Consider the following 26,320-nt stretch of genomic DNA (forward strand, 5'->3'; position numbering starts at 1 on the left):
GCGCGGCCGGGCCGGGACGCACCGGCGCGGCCGGACCGGCGGCCGGGTTCCGCGGGTGTAGCTGTGCGCCGCCCCGACCGGTAACCTGCGGGTGCCATACCGGGTACCGGCGCATTGTGGCAGGCTGCTGTCCAAGCTGCGGCACGGTAGGGCGCGGCGGTGAAGTGCGACAGGCAGGCGAGGCGGACAGATGGATGCGGTAGTCGGTCAGCGGTGTGACCACCTCCGGAGGGCGAAAACGGTATGACGCGGCCAGTCCGGACCCGGCCCCACCGAACCCGGCGGCCCCGCGTGACCACCCTTCCGCAGCTGATCGCGAACGCTGTCGAGACCAATCCCGACGGTGCGGCCCTCGTCCTCGCCGACGGCACCGGCCCGTTGGAGCAGGTCAGCTATGCCGATCTGGACGCCTGGTCGAGCCGGTTGGCGCGGTCGCTCATTGCGCGCGGAATCGGCCCGGAGGATCTGGTGGCCGTGGCCATCCCGCGTTCGCTGGACGCGGTGCTGGCGGTCTGGGCAGTGGCCAAGACAGGAGCGGGTTTCGTACCGATCGATCCCGCCTATCCGCCCAACTGGATCGCGCATCTGCTGGTCGATGTCGGTGCGGTCTACGGTCTGGCGGTCTCCTGGGTCCGCAACGAACTCCCCGACGAGATCGAGTGGTTGCAGGTCGACACGGTCGGGGCCGCTCGGGCGCTGGAACAGTTCTCCGCCGAGCCGGTGACCTACGCCGACCGGATCCGCCCGCTGCGGGCCGAACATCCCGCCTATGTCAGCTATGCCAGCGACGGCGAGGCCTCGCCGGACGGTGTGGTGGTCACCCAGGCCGGTCTGTCCGGTCTGTGCGCCGAACAGCAGGGCCGTTTCCGGGTCGAACCAGAGGACCGCACGCTCGACTTCGCGCCGCTCCCCTCGGATTCGGCCGTACTGGAGCTGCTGCTCGCGCTCGGCGGCGCCGCGACCATGGTGGTTGTCTCCCCGCTGGTGTCCACGGCGGACGAACTCACCGAACTGTTGCGCCGCACCGGTGTCACCCATGCCTACCTGCCGCCGGAAGCGCTGGAGGTGATGGATCCGGCGGGGCTCGACGAACTGGGCGTGGTGATCGCCGGGCGCCGGCCGTGCCCGCCCGAACAGGTGGCGCGCTGGGCGATTCCCGTCGCCGGCGGGGCGACCCGGGTGCTTTATCAGGGGTACGGGCCGGCCGAGGCCACGATCATGACCAGTATCAGCACCGCGCTGACCCCGGACCGGGCGCCGACCGTGGGCGCGCCGATCCGCGGTGTGACGGCCCATATCCTGGACGGACAGCTCGCGCAGGTGCCCGACGGCGCGGTCGGCGAACTGTATCTCGGCGGTCCGCAACTGGCCCGTGGCTATCACCGCCGGCCCGGGCGGACCGCGCAACTGCTGGTCGCCGACCCCTACGCCGACGACGGTTCGCGACTCTTCCGCACCGGTGACCTGGTGCGTCGCACCGACGATGGCGAAATGGAGTATCTGGGCCGGGTCGAACCGCCGGCCGCACCATCGACGCTCTCGGGCGTCATGGGGCCGAGCGACTCGGATACACCGCCACTCGTCGCCGTCGACTCCGCCGCCGCACCGGAGGCAGCGCTCGCCGAATCACCGGCCGACTTCGAGCAGAGCCTGCCGATCCGGGAAACCGCTGCTCCGCCCGCGAAACCCGACCTTCCCGCCGAACCGGAGCAGCCGGTCGAGGACGGCGCCTTCACCGGTTACGGCGACGGACCGGCCGATCGGGAACCCGGCACCCCCGATCCGGTTCCCGCGCGCGGACTGCCCGGGGCGGACAGCAGGCTCGCCTCCGAGCGGCGTGATATGGAACTGCCCGGGCGCGGCTACCTGGAAATGCCCGACCGCTCACAACCTCTGGGCGCCCGCGGCACCCGGGCCGCGGAATCCTCGCCCGCCGGAGCGGAGGCCAACGATCCGGCGGAGCCGGATGCCGACACCTGGCTGAGCGCCGACCGGCAGCTGCCCGCGCCGAGCGATACCCAACCCTCCCGCGGGAGTTCGTTCCGGGCGGCCGGTGACGCGCTGGCGTTCTACGAGAATATGCCGGAGGGTGCGGACGCGCCGGGCAGCCGGGGCCCGAGCCCGGCGGTGCTACCCGCCACCCGCCCGGAGCCCGGGGGCTCGGATTTCCCGTTCGGCGCCCGGGACAGCAATGCCCCGAGCCCGCTGTGGCCCGACTCCGCCGGTGCGTCGCCGCGTGCGGAGGAACCATCGGCGCCGGAAACGGTTCCGGCGCCGGACGACCGTCGCGCCGCGGCGCGACCGGAATCCATCCCGCTCTCGCCCGGCCAACTGCGGTTGTGGGAACGCAACCGGTTCACCCCCGAAGAAGGCACCGATACCTTCACCGCCGCGATGACCCTGACCGGCACCCTGGACGCGACGGCCATGCAGGCCGCCGTCGCCGATGTGGTCGACCGGCACGAAACGCTGCGCACCGTCTACCCAGAGGTCGGCGGCACACCGCATCAGGTGGTGCTGCCGCGGGAACGGGCGGTACCGGAGGTGGCCGCCGAACCAGTTGCGCCCGCCGAACTGGCCGAGTGGTTGCAGGCCCTGTCCCGGACCGATTTCGATGTCGCCGATCCCGAACAGGTACCGGTACGGTTCGCGCTGGCCGAGACCGGCCCCCGGGAACATGTGGTCGCGGTGGTCGTCCACCGCATCCTCGCCGACGAGGTGTCGGCCGGTCTGCTGCTGCGGGATCTGCTGCGGGCGTTCCTGGGCCGGCGCAACCGGTCGCGGCCGCTGTGGCAACCGCTGTCGGTGCAGTACCTGGACTATTTCCTGAACCGGCAGTCTGTTCTCGGCGACAGCACCGATCCGGGATCGCTCGCCGCGGCGCGACTGGCGTTCTGGCGCGAATACCTGGCGGGGTTGCCGCCGCTGCTGGAGATTCCGGCCGCTACCGGCGGCTCCGGCGGCACGGGTTACGGCGTGCACGGTTTCGAGATCGGCACCCGCACCCATCGCCGGATCGCCGATATCGCCCGCCGGGGTGAGGTTTCCGAGTTCATCGTGGTGCGCGCGGCCTTCGCGGTGTTGCTGGCCCGCTCGGCCGCCGTCACCGATATCGTGCTCGGCAGTTCGGTGCGCGGGCACGATGAACGCGAACTCGACGACGCGATCGGCCCCTACGCCAACACCGTCGTCCTGCGCACCCGTATCGATCCGGCGGAGTCCTTCCTGGACCTGGTCACGCGGGTCGCCGAATCCGATCGCGCGGCGTTCGCCCACGCGGATCTGCCCTTCGAGATCGTGGACGCGGCGATCGGCGTCGGCGCGCCGCTGTTCGATATGGCGATCTCGTTGCGGCACAACGATATTCCGCGTCTGGAAATGCCGAGTCTGTCCACCGAGCCGATCGAGATCGCGAACTCGACCCCCGAGTGCGGTTTGCGGCTGGTGATCGACCCGCACCGGGCGCCCGACGGTTCACCCGACGGGATCGCGGCCGCGTTGCACTACGCCGCCGACCGGTTCGACGCCGCCACCGCCACCGAATTCGCGCGTCGGTTGCAGCGCGTACTCACCGTCGCCGGTGGTGATCCCGACGGCCCGGTCGGTGATATCGACCTGCTGTCCCGGGCCGATCTCGACCGATTGCTGGTGGTCTGGAACGACACCCGGTACCCGGTCGCGCCGGACCTGCTGCTCGACGGTTACCGCCGCACCGTCGCCACCCGCCCCGATACCGTGGCGGTGGCCGACGCGGAAGCCGAACTGACGTATCAGGAATTCGACGCCCGGGTGAACCGGCTGGCACGGCGGCTGATCGAGGCCGGAGTCGGCACCGAGACGCCGGTGGGTGTTGCGCTGCGCAACTCCACCGAGCTGCTGGTCGCGATCTACGCGGTGCTGTCCGCCGGTGGCGCCTGCCTGCCGCTGGACCCCGACGATCCGGCCGGCTGGAACGCGCGGCTCATCGATATCGCCGGACCGGCCTGTGTGCTGGTGGCCCCGGCCGACGAAGCGAGGCTGGCGGCGGTGGAGACGAGCACGGCGTCGCGGCCGCCGATTCTGGTGCCCGGTGCCGAAGATCTCGCCCGTCACTCCGCCGAGCCGGTGCGCCCGGAGGAACTGATCCGGCAGATACGCCCCGGTAACGCGGCCTATCTGCTGTGCGCCTCGGTGTCGCCGGACGGGCCGGAACTGGCGGTCCTCTCGCACAGCGCGATCCACAACCAGATCACGCTGATGCTCGCCCAGTACCCGATGGGTTTCACCGACGTCTACCTCCAGCAGAATCCGCCGACCCGCGGCACCTCGCTGTGGGGTACTTTCCTGCCGTTGCGCGCCGGGGCGGAACTGGCTCTGGCCCCGGCCGGAACGCACGACCCGGAGCGTATCGCCGCGACGATCGCCGCGCGAGCGGTGACGGTCACCGATTTCGGGCCCGACGAACTCGCCGCCTTCGCCGAGCACGCCGATCCGGGACCGATGCGCAGTCTGCGCGAGGTTTTCGTGACCGGCGGTCCGCTGGCGCCGGAAACGGCACGGGCGGTGCGGGAACGCTGCGGTGCGCGGACGCAGAATCTGTACGGGACCGCCGAAACCGCGGTGTCGGCGACCTCCTGGCCGGCCGCGGGATCGGCGGATCGGTCGGTGCCGATCGGGCTGCCGCAGTGGAACACCCGGGTGTACGTGCTGGATTCGCGGTTGCGGCCGGTCCCGCCCGGGGTGCCCGGTGAGCTGTACCTGGCCGGTGACCAGCTCGCTCGCGGTTACCTCGGCCGGCGCGGTGGCACCGTGCACCGATTCGTCGCGAACCCTTTCGGTTACGGCCAGCGCATGTACCGGACCGGGGATATGGTGCGGTGGCGCGACGCCACCGCCACCACCCCACAGCGACTCGACTACCTGGGCCGTACCGATGACCAGTTCGGTTTCCGCGGCCACCGCGTCCGCCCCGCCGCGGTCACGGCCGCGCTGCGCGCCCTGCCCGGGATCGCCGCGGCCGCGGTACTCACCCGTGGCACCGGTCCGGCCGTATCGTCGGCCGCGCGCCCCGGCGCACGCCTGGTCGCCTACATCGTTCCCGAGCAGGCCGGGAGCGAACCCGACCTTGCCTCGGTCCGCGCCGCACTCGCGCAGACGGTGCCCGCGGATCTGGTGCCGTCGGCTTTCGCGGCCGTCGAGCGGATCCCGCTGACCGGCACCGGCGAACCCGATCGGACCCGGTTACCGGACCCCGACGAGATCGCGCCGCTGCCGCCGGATGCAGGCCCGTGGGCAGCCGAAGCGCGCGTCGAACCCGTCGGCGCGCTCGATATCGCGGAGACCGCACTACCGGAACCGCCACCGCAGGCGGCCGAACCTGTCCCGACCGCCGCGGCGCCGGTCTCGTTCACCGGCGCCGCGGCGGAGACAACCGGTGAGCTGCCCGCGACACCCACCGCCGCCCGGCTGCTGGACAGTCCCGTACCCGGGGTCGAGGTCCGGTCGGTGGTACTCGATCTACCGACCGACCGGCCGCTGAGCCGGACCGAGATCGCGGTGCAGTCGCTGATGGCCCGGCATCCGATGTTGTCGGCCCGGCTCGACACCGGCGCCCGACCGCCCGTCCTGTGGATCCCGCCGCGCGAACAGCGGGGTGAGCGTCAGTACTGGTGGCGCGGGCCGGAAACCGGTGAGAACACCCTGGCCACCGACGATGTGGTGCAAGCGGCGGCCGACGCGCTCGACCCCGCGAACGGGCGCAATATCCATTTCGTCGTCACCGGCACCGAACCGGATCGACGGCTCGTAGTGGTGGCCAATGGACTGGCCGTCGACGACCGCTCGTGGCGGATCATCATCGACGAGCTGGTCGCCGGCTGGGCCGGCGCCGAACTCGCCGCGGCAGCCCCCGAGACCAAACTGCCGCAACTGGTGCACGCCCTGGACGCGCGCGCCCGCTCCATCGAACTACTGGACGAGTCCGGATGGTGGCGGCGCAACCTGGCCGGCGCGCAGATAGCGGCCCCCCTGGGGTCCGCCGATCTCCGGGTCCGCCGCCGGGTCTCCCTGGCCATCACCGCCGAGGGCACTGCGGCGGTGACCGCCGCGGCCGGCGCCTACGAGGCCACCGTGCCCGAGGTACTGCTGACCGCCGTCGCCGTCGCCCTGCACACCGGTGCGCAGGGCAAAGTCGCCCGCGCGATCGGATCCCTGGTGCGCTGTGACGCCGACGCCCGGTCGTTCGCGAACGGAACCGGCGATCTCGTCGGCGGTTTCGCCACGGAATTCCCGCTGTCGGTCCGGATCGTCGATATCGATACCACCGAGGCTCTGGTCGGTGGGCCCGCCGCCGGAAGCGCGCTGGTCCAGATCCGTGATCTCTACCGGTCGGTACCCGACGGTGGCGCGGGCTACGCGCTCCTGCGTCACCTGAACCCGGAGACCGCCGCCGAGTTCGCCGCCGCCGAATCCGGCCGGCTCACTCTGCGCTACCGGGATCTGCGGCCGGCCCGGGTCCACACCGACGGCCCGGCCGACGGAGTACCGCTGGCACTGACCGTCGACGCCACCGACGACGGTCTGCTCTGCCGGTTCGACTACGCGACCGACGTTTTCGCCGGTGAAGATGTGAAAACCTTCGCCGAGCATTGGGTCCGCGCACTCGGCGGCCTCGCCGAACACGGGTTGCGCCCGGATATCGGGCGCACCGCGCTCGCGCCGCAGCCCGCGCGGGAGTCGCAATCCGCGTCCGCGCCGCAGCCCGCGCGGGAGTCGCAATCCGCGTCCGCGCCGCAGCCCGCGCGGGAGTCGCAATCCGCGTCCGCGCCGCAGCCCGCGCGGGAGTCGCAATCCGCGTCCGCGCCGCAGCCCGCGCGGGAGTCGCAATCCGCGCCCGCGTCGGAGCCCGCGCCCGCGCCGCAGCCCGCACCCGAGTCGCAGGTCGCCGTCGAGTCGGCGCCCGCGCATGCGGCGCTGCCCGCGCACATGTCCGAACCGGTGCCGGACGCGGAGGTCACCTCACTGCTGCGCCCGATCACCGGCGTCCCGGACGCCGCGCCGCCCGAGCCGGTCCGCGGCACGCTACCGCGACACCACGCATACGACGCGGCCGCCGATCCGCTGCCGGACACGGCCGGCGCACCCGCTCCGGATGGGCTCCCGCGGCGCCGGACTACGGGCGCCGAAACACCCGCGACGGCCGTCCCCGGTACGGATGCCGAGGCGGCCGGTGCCGGGCTCCCGCAACGCCGGCCGGTCGGCGGAGCCGGCGCGCCCGCGCAACAGGAGACCGTCCCGGAGCGAACCGCGTTCCCGCAACGCGGCGCCGGGCCGCGTTCGGAATCCGAAACCGTGGCGAGCGGAATCGATCCGACCGCGACAGCGCTGCCGCGGCGCCGCACGCGACCCGATGCGGATCCGGCCGCGACGGTGGATTCGGGTTCGGTGTCGCTGCCGCAACGTGCCGCGCGACCCGACGCGGATTCTGCTGTGTCGGTGGATGCGGGTTCGGGTTCGTTGCCCCGGCGCCGGTCGGGGCTCGATGCGGATCTGGCCGCGACGGTGGATGCGGGTTCGGGTTCGTTGCCGCAGCGCCGGTCGGGGCTCGATCCGGATCCCGCGGCGACCGCGGACCCGGGCCGGGCCTCGCTGCCACAACGCCGCCCGGGTCCGGCGCATTCGACACCCGAGGCCGTGAGTCCGGAATCGGCCGCGCGATCCGGGGCCTTCCCGCAGCACCTGCCCCGGCACGACAGTGGGCCTGCCGGTGAGCCGCTGTCGGAGCAGGCAGCCGAGCCCTCGGCGACGCCTCCGCGGGGCGCGTTCCGGTACGGCGCGGGATCTGTCGCCGAGCCGATGGATGCCGTCGAGCCGCCCGCGCCGCCGGCCCTGCCCCGTCGCCGGCCCGGGCCGGCCGGCCAACCGGAACGCCTCGGCACAGAAATGGACTCGCCCGAAGCCTCCGCACCTCCGGGGTTGCCCCGGCGCCGCCCCCGGGTCGACAGCGGGTCCCGCACGGAACCGGAACAGGCCGAGATATCCGAACCGTCGCTGCCGCAGCGCCGTTCTCGGCTCGGCGCGCGGCCCGACGCCGATTCGGCGGGTGCCCTTTCCGAGCCCGTGTCCACCGAGAGCGGACCCGTACCGGATCCGCTGCCGGAACGCCGTCCCACCGCCGAGACGCGCCCCGCGTCCGCCGGCACCGAGTCCGAACCGGCGGGCGGGCCGGCGCTGCCGCGGCGCGGCGGCCGCTCCGCGGTGGAAGCGGAGGGTGCGACCGCCGGCAGCACAGCCGACCCGGGTCCGGCCGCGCTGCCGCGGCGCGAGGCACACGGCGAGGCCGAATCGGCGCCGGTCGAGCTCCCGCCGGCGCTGCCGCGGCGCCGGCCGCAACCGCTCCGGGACGAGACGGCATCGTCCGAACCGCGTGACTGGACCTTGAAGCGTTCGAAGTCCGCGGCCCCCGCACCCGGTCCCGAGCCGACCGCCGATCCCGGGCTCACCGCCGATCCCGGGCTCACCGCCGATCCCGGGCTCACTGCCGATCCCGGGCTCACCGCGGACCCGGAGCCCACCACCTTCCTGCGGCCGATTCCGGATGTGGAGACGACCGCCTACATGTCTCCGATTGCCGATCTGGCCTCGCGTGACGACCAGAGCACCCTGCTGTCGCTGTTCGACGAACAGGTGAGCCGGACTCCCACGGACCCGGCCGTGCGGCAGGGTGCGCGGGTGCTCGGTTACAGCGAATTGGACCGCAAGTCCCGGGCGCTGGCCGTGGAGCTGATCCGCTTCGGCGTCGGCGACCGAACCCTGGTCGCCGTGGCCATGCGACCCGGTATCGACCTGGTGGTCGCGGTCTGCGCGGTTTTGCGTGCGGGCGGCGGATATGTGCCGGTCGATCCCGGCCGCCCGGCCGCGGAAGTGGACGAGTTGCTGGCCACCGCGGCCCCGATCTGTGTGCTGAGCACCTCGGACGAGGGCTTCGCCACCGGCACCGGGATCTCGGTGGTCGCCATCGACCTGCTGTATCTGGACCTGCCTGCCGACCCGGCTGTCTTCCCACCGGTCGCCGCCGACGACCTCGCCGATATCCGGTACGTCCCCGGTGGCACGCCCGCTGTGACGAGCACGCACCGGCAGCTGGTGGAGCGACTGCGACGGGCGCAGCGCAGCCATCCCTACGATTCGTCCGATCTGGTGCTGCACGCGGCGCCGACCGTGACCGATATCACGCTGTGGGAATTGTTCCGGCCGCTGCACCACGGTGCCCAGATCCTGATGCCCGATCATCCGGGCCGGGCCGCCGACCTGTCCCGTTCGATCGCCGCCCACAAGGTCACGATCGTGCACGTGGTCCCGTCCCTGCTGGACCGGTTCCTCGATTCGGTGACCGACGGCGGCGGCCGCGCCGGGCATCTCAGCCTGCGGCGGGTCGTCGTGGACGGCGCCGCGCTCCCACCCGGTGGTGTCGAACGGTTCGTTACGCTGCTGCCCGGCGCGGAACTGGTGATCTGGTACGGCCACAACGAGACGGGTGTGATCACCGTCGGGTCGGTCGGCGGGCGGCCGGTCACCAATGACCGGGTGTACCTCCTGGACGAACAACTGCGCCCGGTACCGCCGGGCACCGTCGGCGAAATGTACATCGGAGGTCCGCAGTTGGCCCGGGGTTACCACGCCGCGGCCGCGGAGACGGCCTCGAGGTTCGTCGCCACCGGGGGTGGGGGCCGGCTGTACCGGACGGGGGACCTGGTCCGCCGCCGGGACGGTGTGCTGGAATATCTCGGGCGTGTCGAACGTGTCGGCGGGTCGCTCATGAGCGGTTCCCGGCGGGGCGGGCATGATTGAACCCGCTCCGGCGTCCGGGATCGCCGAGTCGGCGGGGTCCGGTACCGGATTCCCGGTCCGGTCGATCAAACCGTGGTAGCCGGGCAACGCTACGGTAACGATATGTCCGCAAGGTACGACTACAGGGACAGAACTCCCGGGTTGGGTCGATCCTGTCCCGTTACTGTGAGGCGTTCGGGACCCGGAGCCGGTTGTTGCGGTGCGGAAAGACCCCGGATGGAAATTCGAGACGAAGCGAAGGTGTGAAATTGATACGTCGACTCACCCGGCGTGGCGGTAGACGCGCCGCGGCAATGGTCGCGGCCACGGCAGTTCTGACCGGTGTGATGACCGGTCTCGGCGGGAGTACCGCCGGTGCGGATCCGATCATCGAATCCAAGACACTGCTCGCCGACCCCACCGCGCCCGACGGGTCACGCATCGTCAAGGCCGAGTACAAGGACGACCGCAACCTGCGGCTGTATGTGAACTCGGTGGCCATGGACAAGGACATCGTCGTCGACGTCCAGCGCCCGGCCGACGCCTCGGTGCCCCGGCCCACGCTCTACCTGCTCAACGGAGCGGGTGGTGGCGAGGACTCGGCATCCTGGCAGGCCCAGACCAACACCCTCGAATTTCTGTCCGACAAGAACGTCAATGTGATCCAGCCCATCGGTGGTGCCTGGAGCTACTACACCGACTGGATCAAGGACGACCCGGCGCTGGGCCGCAACAAGTGGAAGACCTTTTTCACCGAGGAGCTCCCGCCGCTGATCGACGGTGCGTTGGGCACCAACGGTGTGAACGGCCTCGCCGGTCTGTCCACCTCGGGCACCACCGTGCTGGCTCTGCCGATCGCCAAGCCCGGCCTCTACAAGGCCGCCGCGGCCTACAGCGGTTGCGCCCAGACCAGCGACCCGGTCGGTTCGGAGTTCGTGAAGCTCACCGTGAACACATGGGGCGGCGGCGACACCGACAACATGTGGGGTCCGCAGGGCTCGCCGGAATGGGCCGCGAACGATCCCTACCTGCACGCCGAAGCGCTGCGCGGTCTCGAACTCTACGTCTCCACCGGTAACGGCCTGCCCGGCCGCTGGGACACCCTGAACGGCCCGCACACCCTGCCCGGCTCCTACGGGCTGGCCAATCAGATCCTGGTCGGCGGCGTCATCGAGGCGGGTACCAACTTCTGCACCCATAATTTGAAGACGCGGCTGGATTCTTTGGGGATCCCGGCCACCTTCAACTTCCGTGACTCGGGTACCCACTCCTGGGGTTACTGGGAGGACGAGTTCAAGGTGTCGTGGCCGGTTCTGGCCCGTGGCCTGGGCCTCTAGTCCCAACGCTGTTTCTCGTGCCCGTGCCGGGGCGGCAGTACGCCGCCCCGGCACGTGCGTTTTCTCATGCCGGCCCGTTCGTGCGCGATGACGAGAACGCCCGCCCTGCCGGTGGGCAGAGCGGGCGTTCGCGCGATCGGGGTCGCGCCTACTCCGCGAAGACCGCTTTGCGTTTGCCGAGCATGGCGCCGGCGCCCTCGAAGAAGTCGGGGGATTGCAGTAGTTCGACCTGCCCGGCCTTCTCGTCGGCCAGGGCCGTGTCCAGGGCCCTGAGGGTGGCGCGATTGAGTGCCTTCTTGGTGAGTTCGAGCGCGCGCCGCGGACCGTGCGAGATCTTCTCGGCGGCGGCCTCGACGGCGGCATCGAGTTCCTCGGTGGTGGCCAGGACGTCGGTGAACAGGCCTTCGGCGCGGGCCGCGGGGGCGGGGAGACGTTCGCCGAGCAGTGCCATCCGAGCGGCCAGCGGGCGGCCGGCGGCCGCGGCCACCAGCGCCGCGGCGCCACCGTCGGGCATGAGACCGATATTGATGAATGCCAGCAGCAGGTAGGAGTCTGCTTCGGCGTAGACCAGGTCGGCGGCCAGCGCGATACCGACACCGACCCCGGCGGTCGCGCCCCGGAGGCGGGCGATCACCGGTACCGGTAGGTCGACGATGGCGCGCACGAGCCGGTTGGCGGCGTCCATCACCTGGTCGGGGGTGATGCCGCGGGCGCCCTCTTCGGCGCTGGCGGCCAGGTCGGCGCCGGTGCAGAAGTCGCCGCCGGCACCGGTGAGCACGACCACCCGCACGGCTTTGTCCTGCGCGGCCGCGAGGAAGGTGTCACCCAGCGCGACCAGCGAGTCGTAGTCGAGCGCATTCTTGCGCTTGGGCTTGGTGAGGGTGATCCGCAGTACCCGGCCGTCCTGCACGGCGGAGAAACCCGCCGGCTGCGTGGTGGGGGAATCTGTGTTGACCATGCGCGCTCCATCGAGTGCCCCCGGTGCCGACCAGGTGGCGAATAGCGGTTAACGTTGCGAATTGTGGTTAACTTAGGTTGACTTGTCGGGCGCTGTCAACACCGGCGGCGCCGCCGAGGCGAACGGAGAATGCATGGTCGCGGATAGCAGCCGGGTGGACCCGGTGCGCGTGCGTCCGGCCGACCGTGGCGCCGGCCAGGGCGGGCGGCGCCGGCCCAAGGACCGCAAGGTGCAGATCATGCGCGCCGCGGCCCGCGCCTTCAGCGAACGTGGTTACTATCCGGTCGGCGTGGACGAGATCGCGGCCGAGGTCGGGATCTCCGGTCCCGCACTGTACCGCCATTTCGCCAACAAGTACGCCCTGTTGGTCGCCGCCGCGGAGGAAGGTGCCCGGCAACTGCTCGAGGCCGCCCGGGCCGCGGACGAGCCGGAAGCGAAGCCGGACGAACGTCTCGACGCCCTCATCCGGGCGGTCTCCGAGCACACCATCGAGATCCGGCGCGAGGCAGGTCTGTACCGGTGGGAGGGCCGCTACCTGGAGCAGCCCGACCGCGCCCGCATCCGCACCCTCTACAACGGGATCAACGAGACGCTGTCCGCGCCGATCGAGCAACTCCGACCGGACGCCCCACCGGAGGACATCGCCCTGCTGGCCGCCGCGGTGCTCAGCGTGATCGGCAGTATCTCGGCCCATCGCACCGCCCTGTCCAGTGCCAAACTGCTGCCGCTGCTGCACGATATGGCCTGGTCGATCGTGCGCACCGAACTGCCGCCCGCCCCCGGGCCCGGCGAACCCGACAACACCCCGCGCGGCCTGCCGGTGACCTCCAAACGGGAGCAGTTGCTCACCGAGGCGATCCGGATCTTCGGCCGCCGCGGGTACCACGAGGCCAGTATCGAAGAGATCGGCGCGGCTGTCGGAATCAACGCCTCCAGCGTCTACCGGTACTTCAGCAGTAAATCCGACCTGCTGGCGGCAGCCTTCCACCGCACCGGCGACCGGCTGGCCTTCGCCATCACCGAGGCGCTCGCCGAGGCGAGCGGGCGCGCCGACGCGGTGGACAAGATCGCCGACCGCTACATCCGGCTCAGTTTCGCCATGCCGGAGATCATGCCGGTGTACTACGCGGAATTCCCGAACCTGCCCCCGGCCGAACAACACAAACTCCGGGCCATTCAACGGCAGAACGTGCACGAATGGGCGAATCTGCTCGACGGTGATCCCATCGAGGCGCGCTTCCGGGTGCATTCGGCGATCGGCCAGGTCATCGATGTGGGCCGGTTGATCCGTTTCGATTCCCGGCCCCAGCACATGGCCCGGGTGCACGCCCTCATGATGGCCGTGATGCTGGGCTGAACGGCCGAGAAGGTGTCGGGCTAATCGCCGCTGCCGGGCGGCGGCCGGCCGCCAGTACGCGCGATCGAGCGAAACGGTGTAGACCTCCTCACCGACCGTCGGTCGTGGCTTCGAGGACGCCGACGGTGAGTTCCTGGAACCCGAACGGCGCCACCTCGGGTGGCTTCGGGCCGAGGCGCACGGCCACGATTCCTTTATCGGGCATCACCGCCAGTGTTTGGTTCCGGAATCCGATGGCCCAGAATGTATCGGGGCCGGCATCCGGAACCAATGGCCCCGTCAGCGGGACCTGCTCACCGCGCCCGTTCGCGGCCGGCGCGGGTGACACCACCAGGCCGTCCGAGTTCAGCCACCAGAGTCGTCCATAGCCCCGGTTGAGGTCGGTACTGGGGCTGACCGACCTCTGCGCGTAATCGGCGTCGATGATCTGTTCGCCGTTCCAGGCGCCTTCGTGGAGCATCAGGACTCCCAGGCGGGCAATATCCGGACACGTCGAACGCAGGCCCATGAAGGTCATGGCTCCCCCCGAGCGATCCCGTTCCAGATGCGAGTCACGCATACCGAGCGGGCCGAAGAGGTGCAGCCGAGCGTAGTCGGAGGGATGTACACCGGTGGCGGAATGAAGGACCCTCGAAAGTACCTGCACGGCCGAATTGTTGTACACCCATTCCGTTCCCGGATCCCGTGCCTGACCGAGGCCGATGGCGAACGCGGTCTTGTCCGGCGCCTTTACTGCCATTTCCGCATAGTCGGTGACAGCGTCCCACTGGCGTCCCGAGGTGTTCGTGAGGAGGTGTTCGACTGTCACGCTCTCCGATGGAGTGCCGCGCCACTCCGGTACGTGATCGGCGACCTTGTCCGACACCGATAGTTCACCCCGCCGGACGGCGATTCCCACCAGGAGTCCGGTGAGCGATTTGGTGACCGAGAATGTTTCCCGAGGATCCGGTCCGGAGTGGGGATCCCGTTCGTCGACGACCAGCTTGCCGTCGCGGACCACGGCCAGGCAAGCCGAGCCACCGGCCTGGGCCCGGCCGGTGAGTGTTTCCAGCGCGTGCGGATCGAAATCACTGTCCGCGGCGGAGGTCCGCTCCCAATCCCGGCCGGGGAAGACGGCATTGTCGACGTGGGCCTGGCCAGGGTTGCCCTGCGCGGTGGGCAGTTCTCTGCCGCCACAGGCCAGCACGAGCACAGCGGTTGTCGCGATCGCTGCCCGCCACCATCGTGGAAATGCGGTATCGCGACGCGATTCGCTCGGCCGTCCCGATTCCGGCCCGCGATGCGAGAACATAGGCAAGCTCCTTGTCTATTTTTCGGCCAGTGTAACCGCATTGGGCGGTTTCGACGACGTGATGTCGTCGGTGATCGCCGGGTCTTGACTCGACCGCGGATACGGTGGTGGCCGGACTCCCGGCGTGCGGCTCGCGAAGGAATCGATGACTCCGGTGCCGACGGAGCCGAGCATCGTCGTGCTCGCCCTACCCCTCTCGATGAGCGGCGTAGGCATTTCGCAGAATGCGCAGGCAGATGTGCGATATGACGGCAAAGGCAGGTAAGCCGGTCACCAGATGGGCGACTCCCAGGGCCGCGACATCGTCGGCAAGATAGAACGGAATATGCGCTGCCAACCGGAGGCCGATAGCGCCGGCCCAGATGGCGGTGCATATGCGATATGCCCGCAGCAGAATCGGCTCCTGCTGCCATTTCGCGCCCCCGACCACCGGTCCCACGATAACTCCGACCATCGGATAGCGGCCGATCAAGGACAAGAGCAGGACGAGAACCCATATCGTGCTGCGGACGATGTGCAGCAGATAGAAGTCGGCGCCCCGGCCGGTGCAGATCGCGGGCAGGCCGGAGATCACCACCAGCACGAGGCCGGCCAGAACCGGTCGGAGCGGCTGCCGCATCAGAAGCCGCGCCGATACCAGACCGGCGCACCAGACCGATACCGATATCGCGGCGCTCGATACTTCCTGGGTGAGGAGGTAGACGGCGGCGTACAGCACATGGGGCGACACCACGTCGATCAGGCCCCGTCTATCCAGGATCCGGGCCCGCGATACGTCCGGTGAGGTGACCAGCATCCCTACCTGCCGCCGCAGTCGCGCGAGTGGAGTGCCCCTGCGGGCCCGGTCCATCGTCACCACGAACTCCCCGGCCCGCGAGTGCGGTAGCGACGCCCGTCCTCGGTGTCGAGCGGGCCCGTCGCTCTCCCTTCGCGGGTGCGTCCACACCGGTGGCACCGGCGGCGGCACTTCGTGCCCCGTGTCTCGTGCATGCTGATATCCGATCCGAGTCGAGTGAACCGGGTGCTGCGTGCTCGGCCACCGCCGGGTTACGCAGCCGCTCTGTCGATATGTGAGTGGAAGAATGCGGAGAATGACTGAGCACTCGGCCGCCGTTCCACCACCGACGTCACCGGCCTTGGTCTATCTTCTCGCTCGGTCGAGCAGTGTCCGGTTGGCCGAAGCTTTCGCCGAGCACGGAATGGCCGACCTCCTGCCCCGTCACGCATTACAGCTCTTCCCACTGCTCCTTTCGGGTGGATCACGGGCTTCGGAGCTCGCCGCGACGCTGTCCGTATCCCGGCAGGCGACCGCCCAGGTGATTCGGACGCTCGAGCGTGCCGGCTACCTCGCCCGAGTGGATGACCCCGGTGACAGGCGGGCGCAGCTGGTCTGCCTCACGCCGCGCGGACGAGCTGCGACACGGGTGTTGCGCAAGAGCCTGCAAGAGCTCGAGCGCGAATGGGAAGGCCGGCTCGGCGTCGAGCGTATGACCGAACTGCGTAGCGCCTTGACCATTCTCTTGGCGACGCCGGGCTGAACCTCTGCTGTCTCGCTCGGTCGGGGTATGACCGAGCGCGGCTCGGCCATCACTGTCAGTCCTTTCCGTGCAAGCTCTGTGACAATATCGTTTCGCCCCAAAGTAGACAAGAACCTTGTCTACAAACGCAAACCGCCGAGGATTTCGGTAGCCGTTCGGTTCGTGATCGGATCGGTCGGCAAGACATTCACCGCGACCGCGTTGCCGCCACTAGCCGACCAGGGGCTGGTCGAGCTGGATGCGCCGGTGCGGCGGTATGCGCCGGAATTCGCCGGGCCCGGTGTCGCGGCACGTGTGGTCACCGTTGCGCAGCTGCTCAACTACACCGCCGGAAGCCCACCGCCGTGCGGCGACCGAGCACGCCGCACGCCGCCTGGGCTGCCGGACACGTCGATCGCCACCCCGGCGACATCGCCCTCCCGGCCGGGCGCCGCCGATGATTCCGCGAGGAGAATTATCCGTCGTCCGTGGTCGCCGCCCGGCCTGAGTGGAAGCCGAAGGTCAGCCGTGGCGCAACCGAAAAACCATACGCGCCAAGCGCAATCGCCGCATACTGCGGTGGAAGCCGGACAGGCCCAGCGGTTTCCCGTAGCGGTTGCGGGCGATGGACAGGGTCCGGCTGAATTCGCGCAGTCCGTGTACCCCGTGGCTGTGTCCCTGCCCGTATTCGCCGACCCCGCCGAAGGGCAGCGCCGGGATACTGGCATAGGTGGTGGCGGTATCGACCGTGACCACCCCGACCCGTAGTCGTTCGGCGTAGCTCTCGACCTCGGCGATATCGCGGGTGAACACCGATACCGCGATACCGCGGCCGGCATCGTTGATCCGGTCCACGGCGTCATCGAGATCGCGCACTCTGTTAACGATGAGGACCGGGCCGATGCCCTCCTCGGTGATGGCGACACTCTCCTCCGGGACGTCGGCCAGCACGATCGGCTCGACATAGGGCTCGCGGATGGAATCCAGCCCACCGACCACCGCGCGCCCGCCGCGGGCCAGGGCGTCGCGAACCTGTTTGCGCACCACCTCGGTCTGCGATTCCAGGATCATCGGTCCGTAGGACGACCGCCGATCCGCGCCGGGCTTCAGGGCGCGCGCCCGCGCGACCACCAGCTCGAGGAACTGGTCGTAGACCGAGGTCGCGACATAGGCCCGCTGGACACCGGTCGCGTTCTGGCCGGCATTGGTCATGGCCCCGAACACCGCGGCGTCGGCGGCGTCGTCGAGTTTCGCGTCGACGTGCACAATCATCGCGCCCTTACCGGAGTTCTCGATGACCACCGGGGTCCTGGTCTGGGCGCACAGCGAGATCACCTCGCGGCCTTCGGCTTCCGGCCCCGCGTACGCGATCTTGTCGACCCCGGCGCGGCACAGCGCGGCCGTGGTCGAATCGTCACCGGTGACCGCCGCCAGAACGGGTTTGTCGGGAGCGATCTCGCGCCAGGTCTCGGCCAGCCACAGACCGGTGCCGCTGGTCACCGCGTGCGGTTTGAACACCACCGCGTTGCCGGCGGCCATGGCGTAGGCGATCGAACCCATCGGAGTGAAAACCGGGTTCTGCCAGGGCCCGAGAACGCCGATCACGCCCAGCGGCAGATAGCCGACCGATGCCCGCTGGTTGCGGGTCAGCCAGTTGGAGGCCAGCGGCTTCCGGCCCAGCGCGCGACCGGCATTGCGGGCCGCCCAGTCCAGATTCTCTACGGCGAGCATAACCTCGATCGCCGCGTCGGCCTCGGGTTTACCGGTTTCCTCGCGCAGGACCTCCACCAGTTGCGTGGCCCGGCGCGCGATAACTTTTTTCCACTCCAGCAGGAGTCGCTTGCGGGTTGCGAAACCCGCTGTCGACCACCACTGTTCGACCGTCCGCGCGGCATGGACCGCGCGTTCGAGTTCGCTGGGGCCGGCAACGGCATAACTGCCCACCACCTCACCGGTGCGGGGGTCGTGGGATGTGAGCACGCTCGGTCGGCCGGGTCCTCCCGAACGCGCCGCCACCTCGGGCTGCGCGGTATCGGCCATGGCACTCAGATTATGGTGGTGCCGTAGCGCCGACAAGGTACGAGCACTGCCCATGGACTGTCCCTGTACCGCCGACCAGGGTGGATCACCGGCCATGACGTCGCTGTGAGCAAAGGCACATCTGGTTCGACCCGGCATGGGGTAAGGGCGGCGCTCCGGCGCCCGGTTCCTCGGCCGGTAACATCGCGCCCGGCGCCAGGGATCATCCAGGGGGATACCGATGCGCCGGTCACCCCGCCAGCCAATCAGGCCGATAGTGGAGAGTTGATGCCGAGTTCGAACGAAGCCGTGACAACCGCCGGCGAGAATGCCCCACCGCTTCGATCGGTGCATTCCCGTCCCCCAGGTGCCGCGACAGCGGAGTACGGGAACGGTCGCGCCACGCCGGCGCTCGCACCCCTCCGCCCCCACGGCGCCGGACCCGCCTGGGCGGACACCGTTCGCGTCGAGGGCATCACCAAGTCCTTCGGTGAGGTGCACGCGTTGCGCGGGGTGAGTTTCTCGGCCAAGCGCGGCACCGTGCTCGGCATCTTGGGGCCCAACGGCGCGGGCAAGACCACCACCGTGAAAATCCTGTCCACGCTGCTGCGTCCCGATTCCGGGACCGCGGTGGTGGCCGGTCACGATATCCGCAAGGATCCGGCCGCGGTGCGTCGTTCGATCATGATGACCGGCCAGTACGCCGCCCTCGACGAAAACCTCTCGGGCCGGGAGAACCTCGAACTGTTCGGTCGGCTGATGGGCCTGGGCAAATCGGCGGCGCGGAAGCGCGCGGACGCGCTGCTCGAGGAATTCGATCTGGTCACTTCCGGCCGCCGCCCGGTCCGCCAGTACTCCGGCGGTATGCGGCGACGGGTCGATATCGCCTGCGGCCTGGTGGTCCGGCCCGCGGTGGTGTTCCTCGACGAACCGACCACCGGCCTCGATCCGCGCAGCCGCCAAGGTGTCTGGGAGCTGGTGACCGCGCTGAAAGAGCAGGGCATCACGGTGCTGCTCACCACCCAGTACCTGGAAGAAGCCGATGTGCTGTCGGACAACATCATCGTGATCGACAAGGGCACGGTGATCGCGGAGGGCACCGCCGACGAGCTCAAGGAGAAGACCGGCGGCAGCTACTGCGAGATCGTCCCACTCGACCCGACCCAGCTGGCCCGGGCCGCCGCCGCTCTCGGGGACCTGGTTCCGCCGGCAGTCGCCGCCGAGCTCGCCGGGTCCGAACGTCTGTCCATCCCGGCACCCGACGGTGCCGCGACGCTGGCCGAGGCCCTGCGCCGGTTGGACGCCGCCGGCATCACGCTGGCCGATATCGGGCTGCGCCGCCCTTCTCTCGACGATGTGTTCCTGTCCATCACCGGGCATCCGGGCGGTACCGAGCAGCCGGGTGGTCCGGCATGAGCGAGTCGGGCTCGGAGGCGGTAGCGGAGCGTGACCACGCGGGGCCCTCGCCCATGCCCCAGAAATACACTGTGAGCGCTCCCGCGGCCTCCCGGCTCGATCTGTTCGGTGACCTGCCCCGGACGCGGGTATCCACGTTCGCGCAGTGGCGGGCGTTGACCGGACGCGTCGTCTGGACCATGGTCACCAAGGGTGAGATGATCGCCGCGATCGTGATGCCGCTGGTCTTCACCCTCGGTTTCTATCTCCCGCTGCGCTATGTGATGCAGTTCCAGGGCATCGACTACGCGCAGTTCGTCATGCCGATCGTGGTGCTGCAGACCATGGCGTTCACCATGATGTCCAATGCGCAGCTGGCCGCTGTGGAGGCGCTCACCGGGTTCAGCACCCGGTTGCAGACCATGCCGATCGGCATGCTGGTACCGCTGGGTTCGCGGATCGCGGCCGGACTGTTCCGCTCGGTCGTATCCTTGGCCGCGGCCCTGATCTACGGCCACATCATCGGTTTCGAGTTCACCGCGGGCTGGGGGCAGACCATCGGCTTCTGCGCTTTCGCCCTCGCCGTCGGGACCGTGCTGGCGGTCGGCGCGGACGGGCTGGGCAGCCTGACCAAGAGCCCCGCTTCGCTGAGCCAGGCGCTCACCTTGCCGACGCTGATCTTCGGCATGATGTCGTGCGGTTTCGTGCCCGAGACCGGTTTCCCCGAATGGGTGCGGCCGTTCGTGCGCAATCAGCCGATCACCCAGTTCGCCTACGCACTGCGCGATATGGCGGGTGACGGGGTGACCTGGGAGGTGCTGCGAGTGGGATTGTTCTGGCTGGTCGGCGCGGCGGCGGTGTTCACCCCGTTCGCGGTCTGGGCGAGTGTGAGGCGGTCATGAGCGAGTCAGGCCCGGAGGCGGTAGCGGAGCGTAACCACGCAGGGCCCTCGCTCATGACCGATCGACACAGCATGAGTGAGTCAGGCCCGGAGGCGGTAGCGGAGCGTAACCACGCAGGGCCCTCGCTCATGACCGATCGACACAGCATGAGTGAGTCAGGCCCGGAGGCGGTAGCGGAGCGTAACCATGGAGGGCCCTCGCTCATGACCAAAGGACACAGCGTGAGCGTTATCGAACAGCCCGCGGCGACCGGAACCGAGGAGTTGTCGGTGCATATCGCCGCGCTCGAACTGCCCCGGGTCACCCCACGGTCCGAACGATCGCTCGTGGTCTGGGCAGTACACAGCTCCATCCAGTGCAAACGGCTGCTGACGGGCTGGCTGCGCGATCCGGCCACCACCATCCAGACGATCGTGTACCCGGCGCTGACGCTGGTGATGTTCTGGATCGTGCTCGACGATTCCATCTCCGGTTTCACCGGTAAGCCCGCCATCTACGGTACGGTCCCGATGATCACCCTCGTCGCGGCCATGACCGGCGCGGTGGTCAGCGCGCTGGGCTTCAAGGTCGAGAAGGCCACCGGGCTGCTGGGCCGGTTCTGGACCATGCCGATCCATCGCGCGGCGAGCCTGACCGGCCGGTTGTTCGCCGAGGTGATCCGGATCTCGCTCACCACGGTCATCATCATCGCCGTCGGTTTCGCCCTGGGATTCCGCTTCGACCAGGGACTGTGGGCCGCACTCGGACTCATGGGCATCCCGATCCTGTTCGGGCTCGCGTTCGCCGTCTTCATCACCGCGATCGCGGCCTCCACCGAGGGGCCGCTGCTGGTCCAGCTGGTCGCGATCTTCATGAACCTGCTGCTGTTCTTCAATTCCGGTTTCGTCCCGGTGTCCGCCTATCCGAGCTGGCTGCGGTCGACGGTGGAGAACCAGCCGATGAGCTGCGCCATCGAAGCGATGAAGGGATTGTCTCTCGGCGGTCCGGTCGCCGAACCGCTCGTGGACACCCTGCTGTGGGTGGTCGGCGCCATCCTGGTGTTCGGCTATCCCGCGGTCCGCGGCTACCGCAAATCCGCCGAACGTAGCGGCTGATCGCGCTCGGCTACTTCCGGGTCTCGGAAGTGGCCGCAGCGAACGGGTAGCCGAGCCAGCGGTCGCGGTTGGTCCAGCCGACCAGGTCGTAGCGCCAGCGGAACGGCCAGGTGTGCGAGACGGTGTTGAACAGCACCGCGCCCAGCGCCGCGTAATCGTCGTGGGCCGAGAGCAGGGCGCGCTGTCCGCGCGGCGAGGCGGAGAAAAAGGAATCGAACATGGCGATCGACTGCTCGGTGGTCAATCGGCCCAACCCCCACAGGCCGCGCATCCGCATCCAGTAGGTGAGCCGGGCCTGCCACGGCCACAGCGCGGCGATCGGGTCCTCACCGGCCAGGATCGCGGTGACCGCGGTATCGGCCAGTGCGAACGAATCGGCGACGCTGTAACCGGTGCAGGGGTGCATCATCCCGCCGCGCGACCCGTAGGGCACCACCTTCCCCACCCCGTTCTTCGGTGGTGGGGTGTCCAGCGGGTAGTGCGCGGCCTCGCTCGGCTCCGCACCGGTCAGTTCGATACCGTGCGCGGTCAGCCGCGCGAGGGTGCGTCGGCGCAGTTCGTGCTGGGGCATCCCGCCGCGCAGCCCCAGACTGGTCTCCTCGAAGATCACGGTGCCGTCGCCGAGGGGCACCGAATACAGGAACGACGGCGGCTCGTCGGGCCCGGCACCGTTCTCCGGCCGCCAATCCAGCAGCAGGCCCTCGCCCTCACCGACCATCGGCGCCGCGGTCTCGGCGTTCACGAAGATGCCGTGCGCGCTGGCCCCGCGCCGGTTGCCGAGCGGCGGCATCCCACGCGAATCCACCACCACCGCCGCACCGATCACGGTGCCGTCGGCCAGCTCGACCTCATGCGCCTCCACCCGGGCCGCCCGCCCCACGTACACCTGGGCGTCGTCGAGCGATAGCGCCTCGTGCAGCAACGGCTTGGACAACACACAATAGGGCCGCTCGATCTTGATCGCGGACGTCGTCCAGACCACCGGCGCCGGAATCCGGCTCGCGATCACACTGTGCGGCAACCAGTCCGGGAGCTCGTCGATCCAGCAGGAGAAAGTCGGCGGCCACAGGCGATCCGGGCGGGGATCGACGGCGGCGACACGGAGACCGGCCACAACGGCCCGGTGGGCCAGCGCCCGCCCGGACGGGCCCAGCCCGACGACACAGATATCGAACTCACGGACCACGCTGTCTGCCATGTAGTGCATTCAACGGGGTGGGGCGGGGGAGGGCAACAAGCCGCTTGTGAAGCCGCTTGTGAAGGTGGGAAGTGGGTCTCCTCGGGAGACGAGGCGCGCCGATACGCGAAGGCGAGCATGCGCGCTTGCTCGTGAAGGTGCTGTGTTGTTGGCGCGCTGGCGCGCGGGGGCGAGGCCCCCTTGGTCTCGCCGTTTCGGCCTCGAGCCTTGGCCGAAGGTGCTCAATGGTCGCACTCTATGGGCGGCTCACCGCACATCTCATGCGCTTCGAGGCCGAAACGGCGAGACGGGCCTCAACCCTTGGAGGTGTCTCGTAACACTCGACGCATGCGGGTTACGTCGGCATATGACGGTGAGGTCGGCATGCGGACCTGTAGGTAGGGGTGGACCAGTGGTGTGTGTTGGGGGACTACGGGTGTGGCGGGGGCGCGCCGTTCTCTGTCCGCAGGTTTGTCCCGGGTTGCTAGTTCTTCGGGGTTACCCAGGTGGTGATGTCGGCGTGGACGACTTCTTTGCCGGTCTTGTCGTAGATCGAGACCGGCACGGTGAGGTCTCGGCCTTCGGTGATCGTGGCGAAGTCCGGGATATCCGTCAGTTCGGCGACGGCGCGCAGGCCCGTGGTGGCTTTGGTCAGGTACTGGACCTGCATCGCCTTGGGGATCCAGCGGTGGGTGGTGGGCACGGTGGCCTCGCTCAGCATGCCCATCGCGATTTCCGCGAGGTTGCAGGCGGCGATGGCGTGGAAGGTGCCCAGATGGTTGTGCACGCCGAACCATTTGGGGGCTTTGACCTCGCAGAGTCCGGGTTCGAGACGGACCACCCGGGGCAGCACCGTGGCGAAGTACGGCACCCGGGCCACCATCGACAGGGAGAACAGGCCGTGGCCGAAGGGGTTGTCCGGCAGTTTGCGCCAGCCGCGGTAGGTACCGGTCTCGTTGGTCATATCGCTATCTTACTCATCGGTAAGGTAGCGGCGGCGCGGTATGGTGGCCGCAGCGTCGGACCTCGGCCGACCCCGATTTGAAACGCCTCGGGGGGCTCGTGCATACTGTTCGGGTTGCCTTGCCCCGGGTGGCGGTCGTTTTCATGAAACGGCCAGGCCGGGCGGGGTGAGTAAAACCAGCGAGTACCTCATCGATTACCGATGTGGGTACGTCCGGGACGCAAGTTCCGAAGGCCACGATCGAAGTTTTCTTCCGAGGCCGAGGAATGAGCGGAGGGGCGACACGCCCGACCGCGTGGACCGGAGAACCATGACAGATGAACAGCGGCGCGGACTGGGTTGACCCCTGGTCGTGGTCTCCACTGTGTCGGTCTGGTGCCCGATCGGAAGCCCTGCGTAGTTACGCAGGCTGCCTCCGCCGGGCTCTGACCGATAGGGCGCGGGACGTCATCGTGTGTTCGGGCTGTGCAAATGAAGGTGGTACGGACGCCCTAGCCGGTATCCGGATCACGGACGAAAGCGGAGAAAAGGACACTTAGCGTGGCGGGACAGAAGATCCGCATCAGGCTCAAGGCCTATGACCACGAGGCGATCGATGCGTCTGCGCGCAAGATCGTCGAAACGGTGACCCGCACCGGGGCCCGGGTCGTCGGGCCGGTGCCGTTGCCGACCGAGAAGAACGTGTACTGCGTCATCCGTTCGCCGCACAAGTACAAGGACTCGCGCGAGCACTTCGAGATGCGTACGCACAAGCGGCTGATCGACATCCTCGACCCGACGCCGAAGACGGTGGACGCGCTCATGCGCATCGACCTGCCGGCCAGCGTCGACGTCAATATCCAGTGACGGGGACTCGAGACATGACTGACAACAAGAGCAGGCCCGCGGCCGGCATCCTGGGCACCAAACTGGGCATGACCCAGGTGTTCGACGACAAGAACCGGGTCGTCCCGGTCACCGTCGTCAAGGCCGGACCGAACGTGGTCACCCAGATCCGCACCGTCGAGCGCGACGGCTACAGCGCCGTACAGGTCGCCTTCGGTGCCATCGACCCGCGCAAGGTGAACAAGCCGGAGTCCGGCCAGTTCGCCAAGGCCGGTGTCACCCCGCGCCGCCATGTCGCGGAGATCCGGGTCGCGGATGCCTCCACCTTCGAAGTCGGCCAGGAGATCTCGGCCGCCGCGTTCGAAGAGGGCACCTACGTCGACGTCACCGGCACCAGCAAGGGCAAGGGCTTCGCCGGCACCATGAAGCGCCACGGCTTCCGTGGCCAGGGTGCCTCCCACGGTGCGCAGGCCGTGCACCGTCGCCCGGGTTCCATCGGTGGCTGCGCCACCCCCGGCCGCGTGTTCAAGGGCATGCGCATGTCGGGCCGCATGGGTAACGACCGCGTCACCACGCAGAACCTGTCGGTTCACAAGGTGGACGCCGAGAACGGCCTGCTGCTGATCAAGGGAGCGATCCCGGGTCGCAAGGGCGGCGTCGTGATCGTCAAGAGCGCCGTGAAGGGTGGTGCGCACGCATGACCAGCCTCGAGAAGAAGGCCAATCTGACGCTGCCGGTCAAGGAACTCGGTGGCAAGACCAACGGCACCGTCGATCTCCCCGCCGAGATCTTCGACGTGACCGCGAACATCGCGCTGATGCACCAGGTGGTCGTGGCCCAGCAGGCCGCCGCCCGCCAGGGCACGCATTCCACCAAGACCCGCGGCGAGGTCCGCGGCGGTGGTAAGAAGCCGTACCGCCAGAAGGGCACCGGCCGCGCCCGCCAGGGTTCGACCCGCGCGCCGCAGTTCGCCGGTGGTGGCATCGTGCACGGCCCCAAGCCACGTGACTACAGCCAGCGCACCCCCAAGAAGATGATCCAGGCCGCCCTGCGTGGTGCGCTGTCGGATCGGGCGCGTAACGAGCGGATCCACGTGATCAGCGAGCTCGTCGCGGGCCAGGACCCCTCGACCAAGACCGCGAAGACCTTCCTGTCCGAGCTCTCGGATCGCAAGAAGTTCCTCCTGGTCGTCGGCCGCGACGACGTCGCCGCCTGGAAGAGTGCCCGCAACCTGGAATACGTGCACACCATCGCACCGGACCAGCTGAACACCTACGACGTGCTGGACAGCGACGTAGTCGTATTCAGCGTCGAGGCGCTCAACGCCTTCGTGCACGGCCCGGCTGAGGCTGCACAGGAGGAGAGCAAGTGAGCACCATCGCCGATCCGCGCGACATCCTGCTGGCGCCGGTCATCTCGGAGAAGTCCTACGGGCTGATCGAGGAAGGCACCTACACCTTCATCGTGCACCCCGACTCCAACAAGACCCAGATCAAGATCGCGGTCGAGAAGGTCTTCGGGGTGAAGGTCACCAGCGTCAACACCGCCAACCGTCAGGGCAAGCGCAAGCGGACCCGCTTCGGTTACGGCAAGCGCAAGGACACCAAGCGCGCGCTCGTGACCATCTCGGCCGACAGCAAGCCCATCGAGATCTTCGGAGGCCCGGTCGCGTAGGCG

General features: G+C 69.2%; 17 protein-coding genes and 1 pseudogene. 12 read left to right on the forward strand and 6 right to left on the reverse strand.

Going from position 1 to position 26,320, the window contains the following annotated elements; all coding sequences use genetic code 11:
- The first annotated feature begins 243 nt into the window (after positions 1–243).
- Both ACQPYS_RS03260 and ACQPYS_RS03265 read left to right on the forward strand, forming a co-directional pair.
- The gene (locus ACQPYS_RS03260) at positions 244–9,828 is read left to right on the forward strand and encodes an AMP-binding protein (protein ID WP_433491660.1); all 9,585 of its coding nucleotides are present in this window, start codon (positions 244–246) and stop codon (positions 9,826–9,828) included.
- Between the two features lie 326 nt (positions 9,829–10,154).
- Positions 10,155–11,144: an alpha/beta hydrolase gene (locus tag ACQPYS_RS03265; RefSeq protein WP_174551683.1), complete on the forward strand. Its 990-nt coding sequence runs from the start codon at positions 10,155–10,157 to the stop codon at positions 11,142–11,144.
- Between the two features lie 148 nt (positions 11,145–11,292).
- Here ACQPYS_RS03265 and ACQPYS_RS03270 read toward each other — a convergent pair whose 3' ends face one another.
- Complete coding sequence (locus tag ACQPYS_RS03270; RefSeq protein ID WP_433491661.1) at positions 11,293–12,102, reverse strand: enoyl-CoA hydratase-related protein; 810 nt, start codon at positions 12,100–12,102, stop codon at positions 11,293–11,295.
- Between the two features lie 133 nt (positions 12,103–12,235).
- Between ACQPYS_RS03270 and ACQPYS_RS03275 the strand changes: the two genes are divergently transcribed.
- Complete coding sequence (locus ACQPYS_RS03275; protein WP_084480542.1) at positions 12,236–13,459, forward strand: TetR/AcrR family transcriptional regulator; 1,224 nt, start codon at positions 12,236–12,238, stop codon at positions 13,457–13,459.
- Positions 13,460–13,547: 88 nt separating this feature from the next.
- On the opposite strand, the gene ACQPYS_RS03280 is transcribed toward ACQPYS_RS03275, so the two are convergent.
- Together ACQPYS_RS03280 and ACQPYS_RS03285 are read right to left on the reverse strand one after the other, a co-directional pair.
- Positions 13,548–14,750 carry a serine hydrolase domain-containing protein gene (locus ACQPYS_RS03280; RefSeq protein ID WP_433491662.1) on the reverse strand — a complete coding sequence of 401 codons (1,203 nt, stop codon included), beginning with the start codon at positions 14,748–14,750 and terminating at the stop codon, positions 13,548–13,550.
- A 187-nt stretch (positions 14,751–14,937) separates the two neighbouring features.
- Positions 14,938–15,600 carry a DUF3159 domain-containing protein gene (locus ACQPYS_RS03285; protein WP_433492959.1) on the reverse strand — a complete coding sequence of 221 codons (663 nt, stop codon included), beginning with the start codon at positions 15,598–15,600 and terminating at the stop codon, positions 14,938–14,940.
- 241 nt (positions 15,601–15,841) lie between these two features.
- Here ACQPYS_RS03285 and ACQPYS_RS03290 point away from each other — a divergent pair, with 241 nt between their 5' ends.
- Positions 15,842–16,288, forward strand: coding sequence for a MarR family winged helix-turn-helix transcriptional regulator (locus ACQPYS_RS03290; RefSeq protein WP_433491663.1), 447 nt, complete (start codon positions 15,842–15,844; stop codon positions 16,286–16,288).
- A gap of 27 nt (positions 16,289–16,315) precedes the next feature.
- A pseudogene (locus tag ACQPYS_RS03295) lies at positions 16,316–16,621 on the forward strand (serine hydrolase); the annotation flags it as partial.
- 168 nt (positions 16,622–16,789) lie between these two features.
- Here the strand turns inward: ACQPYS_RS03295 and ACQPYS_RS03300 are convergent.
- Entirely contained in the window at positions 16,790–18,307 is a 1,518-nt protein-coding gene (locus tag ACQPYS_RS03300; protein ID WP_433492960.1) for an aldehyde dehydrogenase family protein, read from the reverse strand.
- 267 nt (positions 18,308–18,574) lie between these two features.
- On the opposite strand from ACQPYS_RS03300, the gene ACQPYS_RS03305 reads away from it, so the two are divergent.
- The 3 genes from ACQPYS_RS03305 to ACQPYS_RS03315 all read left to right on the forward strand — a co-directional run bounded on the left by ACQPYS_RS03305 (position 18,575) and on the right by ACQPYS_RS03315 (position 21,677).
- The gene (locus tag ACQPYS_RS03305; protein WP_433491664.1) at positions 18,575–19,702 is read left to right on the forward strand and encodes an ATP-binding cassette domain-containing protein; all 1,128 of its coding nucleotides are present in this window, start codon (positions 18,575–18,577) and stop codon (positions 19,700–19,702) included.
- Positions 19,703–19,773: 71 nt separating this feature from the next.
- Complete coding sequence (locus ACQPYS_RS03310) at positions 19,774–20,583, forward strand: ABC transporter permease (RefSeq protein ID WP_433491665.1); 810 nt, start codon at positions 19,774–19,776, stop codon at positions 20,581–20,583.
- Between the two features lie 221 nt (positions 20,584–20,804).
- On the forward strand, positions 20,805–21,677 hold the full coding sequence (locus ACQPYS_RS03315) for an ABC transporter permease (protein ID WP_433491666.1): 873 nt from the start codon (positions 20,805–20,807) through the stop codon (positions 21,675–21,677).
- 10 nt (positions 21,678–21,687) lie between these two features.
- On the opposite strand, the gene ACQPYS_RS03320 is transcribed toward ACQPYS_RS03315, so the two are convergent.
- On the reverse strand, positions 21,688–22,875 hold the full coding sequence (locus ACQPYS_RS03320; RefSeq protein ID WP_063035704.1) for a lycopene cyclase family protein: 1,188 nt from the start codon (positions 22,873–22,875) through the stop codon (positions 21,688–21,690).
- A gap of 463 nt (positions 22,876–23,338) precedes the next feature.
- Positions 23,339–23,818: a hotdog fold domain-containing protein gene (locus ACQPYS_RS03325; protein WP_063035575.1), complete on the reverse strand. Its 480-nt coding sequence runs from the start codon at positions 23,816–23,818 to the stop codon at positions 23,339–23,341.
- Positions 23,819–24,358: 540 nt separating this feature from the next.
- Between ACQPYS_RS03325 and rpsJ the strand changes: the two genes are divergently transcribed.
- The 4 genes from rpsJ to rplW are packed head-to-tail and all read left to right on the forward strand — an operon-like array spanning position 24,359 to position 26,317.
- Positions 24,359–24,664 (forward strand): 30S ribosomal protein S10, encoded by a 306-nt coding sequence (gene rpsJ / locus ACQPYS_RS03330; protein WP_003938093.1) that lies wholly within the window; start codon positions 24,359–24,361, stop codon positions 24,662–24,664.
- Between the two features lie 14 nt (positions 24,665–24,678).
- A complete protein-coding gene (rplC, locus tag ACQPYS_RS03335; protein ID WP_039822429.1) occupies positions 24,679–25,344 on the forward strand; it encodes a 50S ribosomal protein L3 in 666 nt (221 codons plus the stop codon).
- Positions 25,341–26,015: a 50S ribosomal protein L4 gene (rplD, locus tag ACQPYS_RS03340; RefSeq protein WP_063035576.1), complete on the forward strand. Its 675-nt coding sequence runs from the start codon at positions 25,341–25,343 to the stop codon at positions 26,013–26,015. Before rplC ends, rplD begins: the two co-directional genes overlap by 4 nt.
- A complete protein-coding gene (gene rplW / locus ACQPYS_RS03345) occupies positions 26,012–26,317 on the forward strand; it encodes a 50S ribosomal protein L23 (RefSeq protein WP_030522697.1) in 306 nt (101 codons plus the stop codon). Before rplD ends, rplW begins: the two co-directional genes overlap by 4 nt.
- Positions 26,318–26,320 lie beyond the last annotated feature (3 nt).

Source organism: Nocardia grenadensis, assembly GCF_050942415.1.
Lineage (GTDB): Bacteria > Actinomycetota > Actinomycetes > Mycobacteriales > Mycobacteriaceae > Nocardia > Nocardia grenadensis.

Excerpts from the sequence above, each read along its gene's own strand:
- ACQPYS_RS03260 (WP_433491660.1), top strand. The coding sequence starts at position 244 with ATGACGCGGCCAGTCCGGACCCGGCCCCACCGAACCCGGCGGCCCCGC.
- ACQPYS_RS03265 (WP_174551683.1), top strand. The coding sequence starts at position 10,155 with ATGACCGGTCTCGGCGGGAGTACCGCCGGTGCGGATCCGATCATCGAA.
- ACQPYS_RS03270 (WP_433491661.1), bottom strand. The coding sequence starts at position 12,102 with ATGGTCAACACAGATTCCCCCACCACGCAGCCGGCGGGTTTCTCCGCC.
- ACQPYS_RS03275 (WP_084480542.1), top strand. The coding sequence starts at position 12,236 with ATGGTCGCGGATAGCAGCCGGGTGGACCCGGTGCGCGTGCGTCCGGCC.
- ACQPYS_RS03280 (WP_433491662.1), bottom strand. The coding sequence starts at position 14,750 with ATGTTCTCGCATCGCGGGCCGGAATCGGGACGGCCGAGCGAATCGCGT.
- ACQPYS_RS03285 (WP_433492959.1), bottom strand. The coding sequence starts at position 15,600 with ATGGACCGGGCCCGCAGGGGCACTCCACTCGCGCGACTGCGGCGGCAG.
- ACQPYS_RS03290 (WP_433491663.1), top strand. The coding sequence starts at position 15,842 with ATGACTGAGCACTCGGCCGCCGTTCCACCACCGACGTCACCGGCCTTG.
- ACQPYS_RS03300 (WP_433492960.1), bottom strand. The coding sequence starts at position 18,307 with ATGGCCGATACCGCGCAGCCCGAGGTGGCGGCGCGTTCGGGAGGACCC.
- ACQPYS_RS03305 (WP_433491664.1), top strand. The coding sequence starts at position 18,575 with ATGCCGAGTTCGAACGAAGCCGTGACAACCGCCGGCGAGAATGCCCCA.
- ACQPYS_RS03320 (WP_063035704.1), bottom strand. The coding sequence starts at position 22,875 with ATGGCAGACAGCGTGGTCCGTGAGTTCGATATCTGTGTCGTCGGGCTG.
- ACQPYS_RS03325 (WP_063035575.1), bottom strand. The coding sequence starts at position 23,818 with ATGACCAACGAGACCGGTACCTACCGCGGCTGGCGCAAACTGCCGGAC.
- rplC (WP_039822429.1), top strand. The coding sequence starts at position 24,679 with ATGACTGACAACAAGAGCAGGCCCGCGGCCGGCATCCTGGGCACCAAA.
- rplD (WP_063035576.1), top strand. The coding sequence starts at position 25,341 with ATGACCAGCCTCGAGAAGAAGGCCAATCTGACGCTGCCGGTCAAGGAA.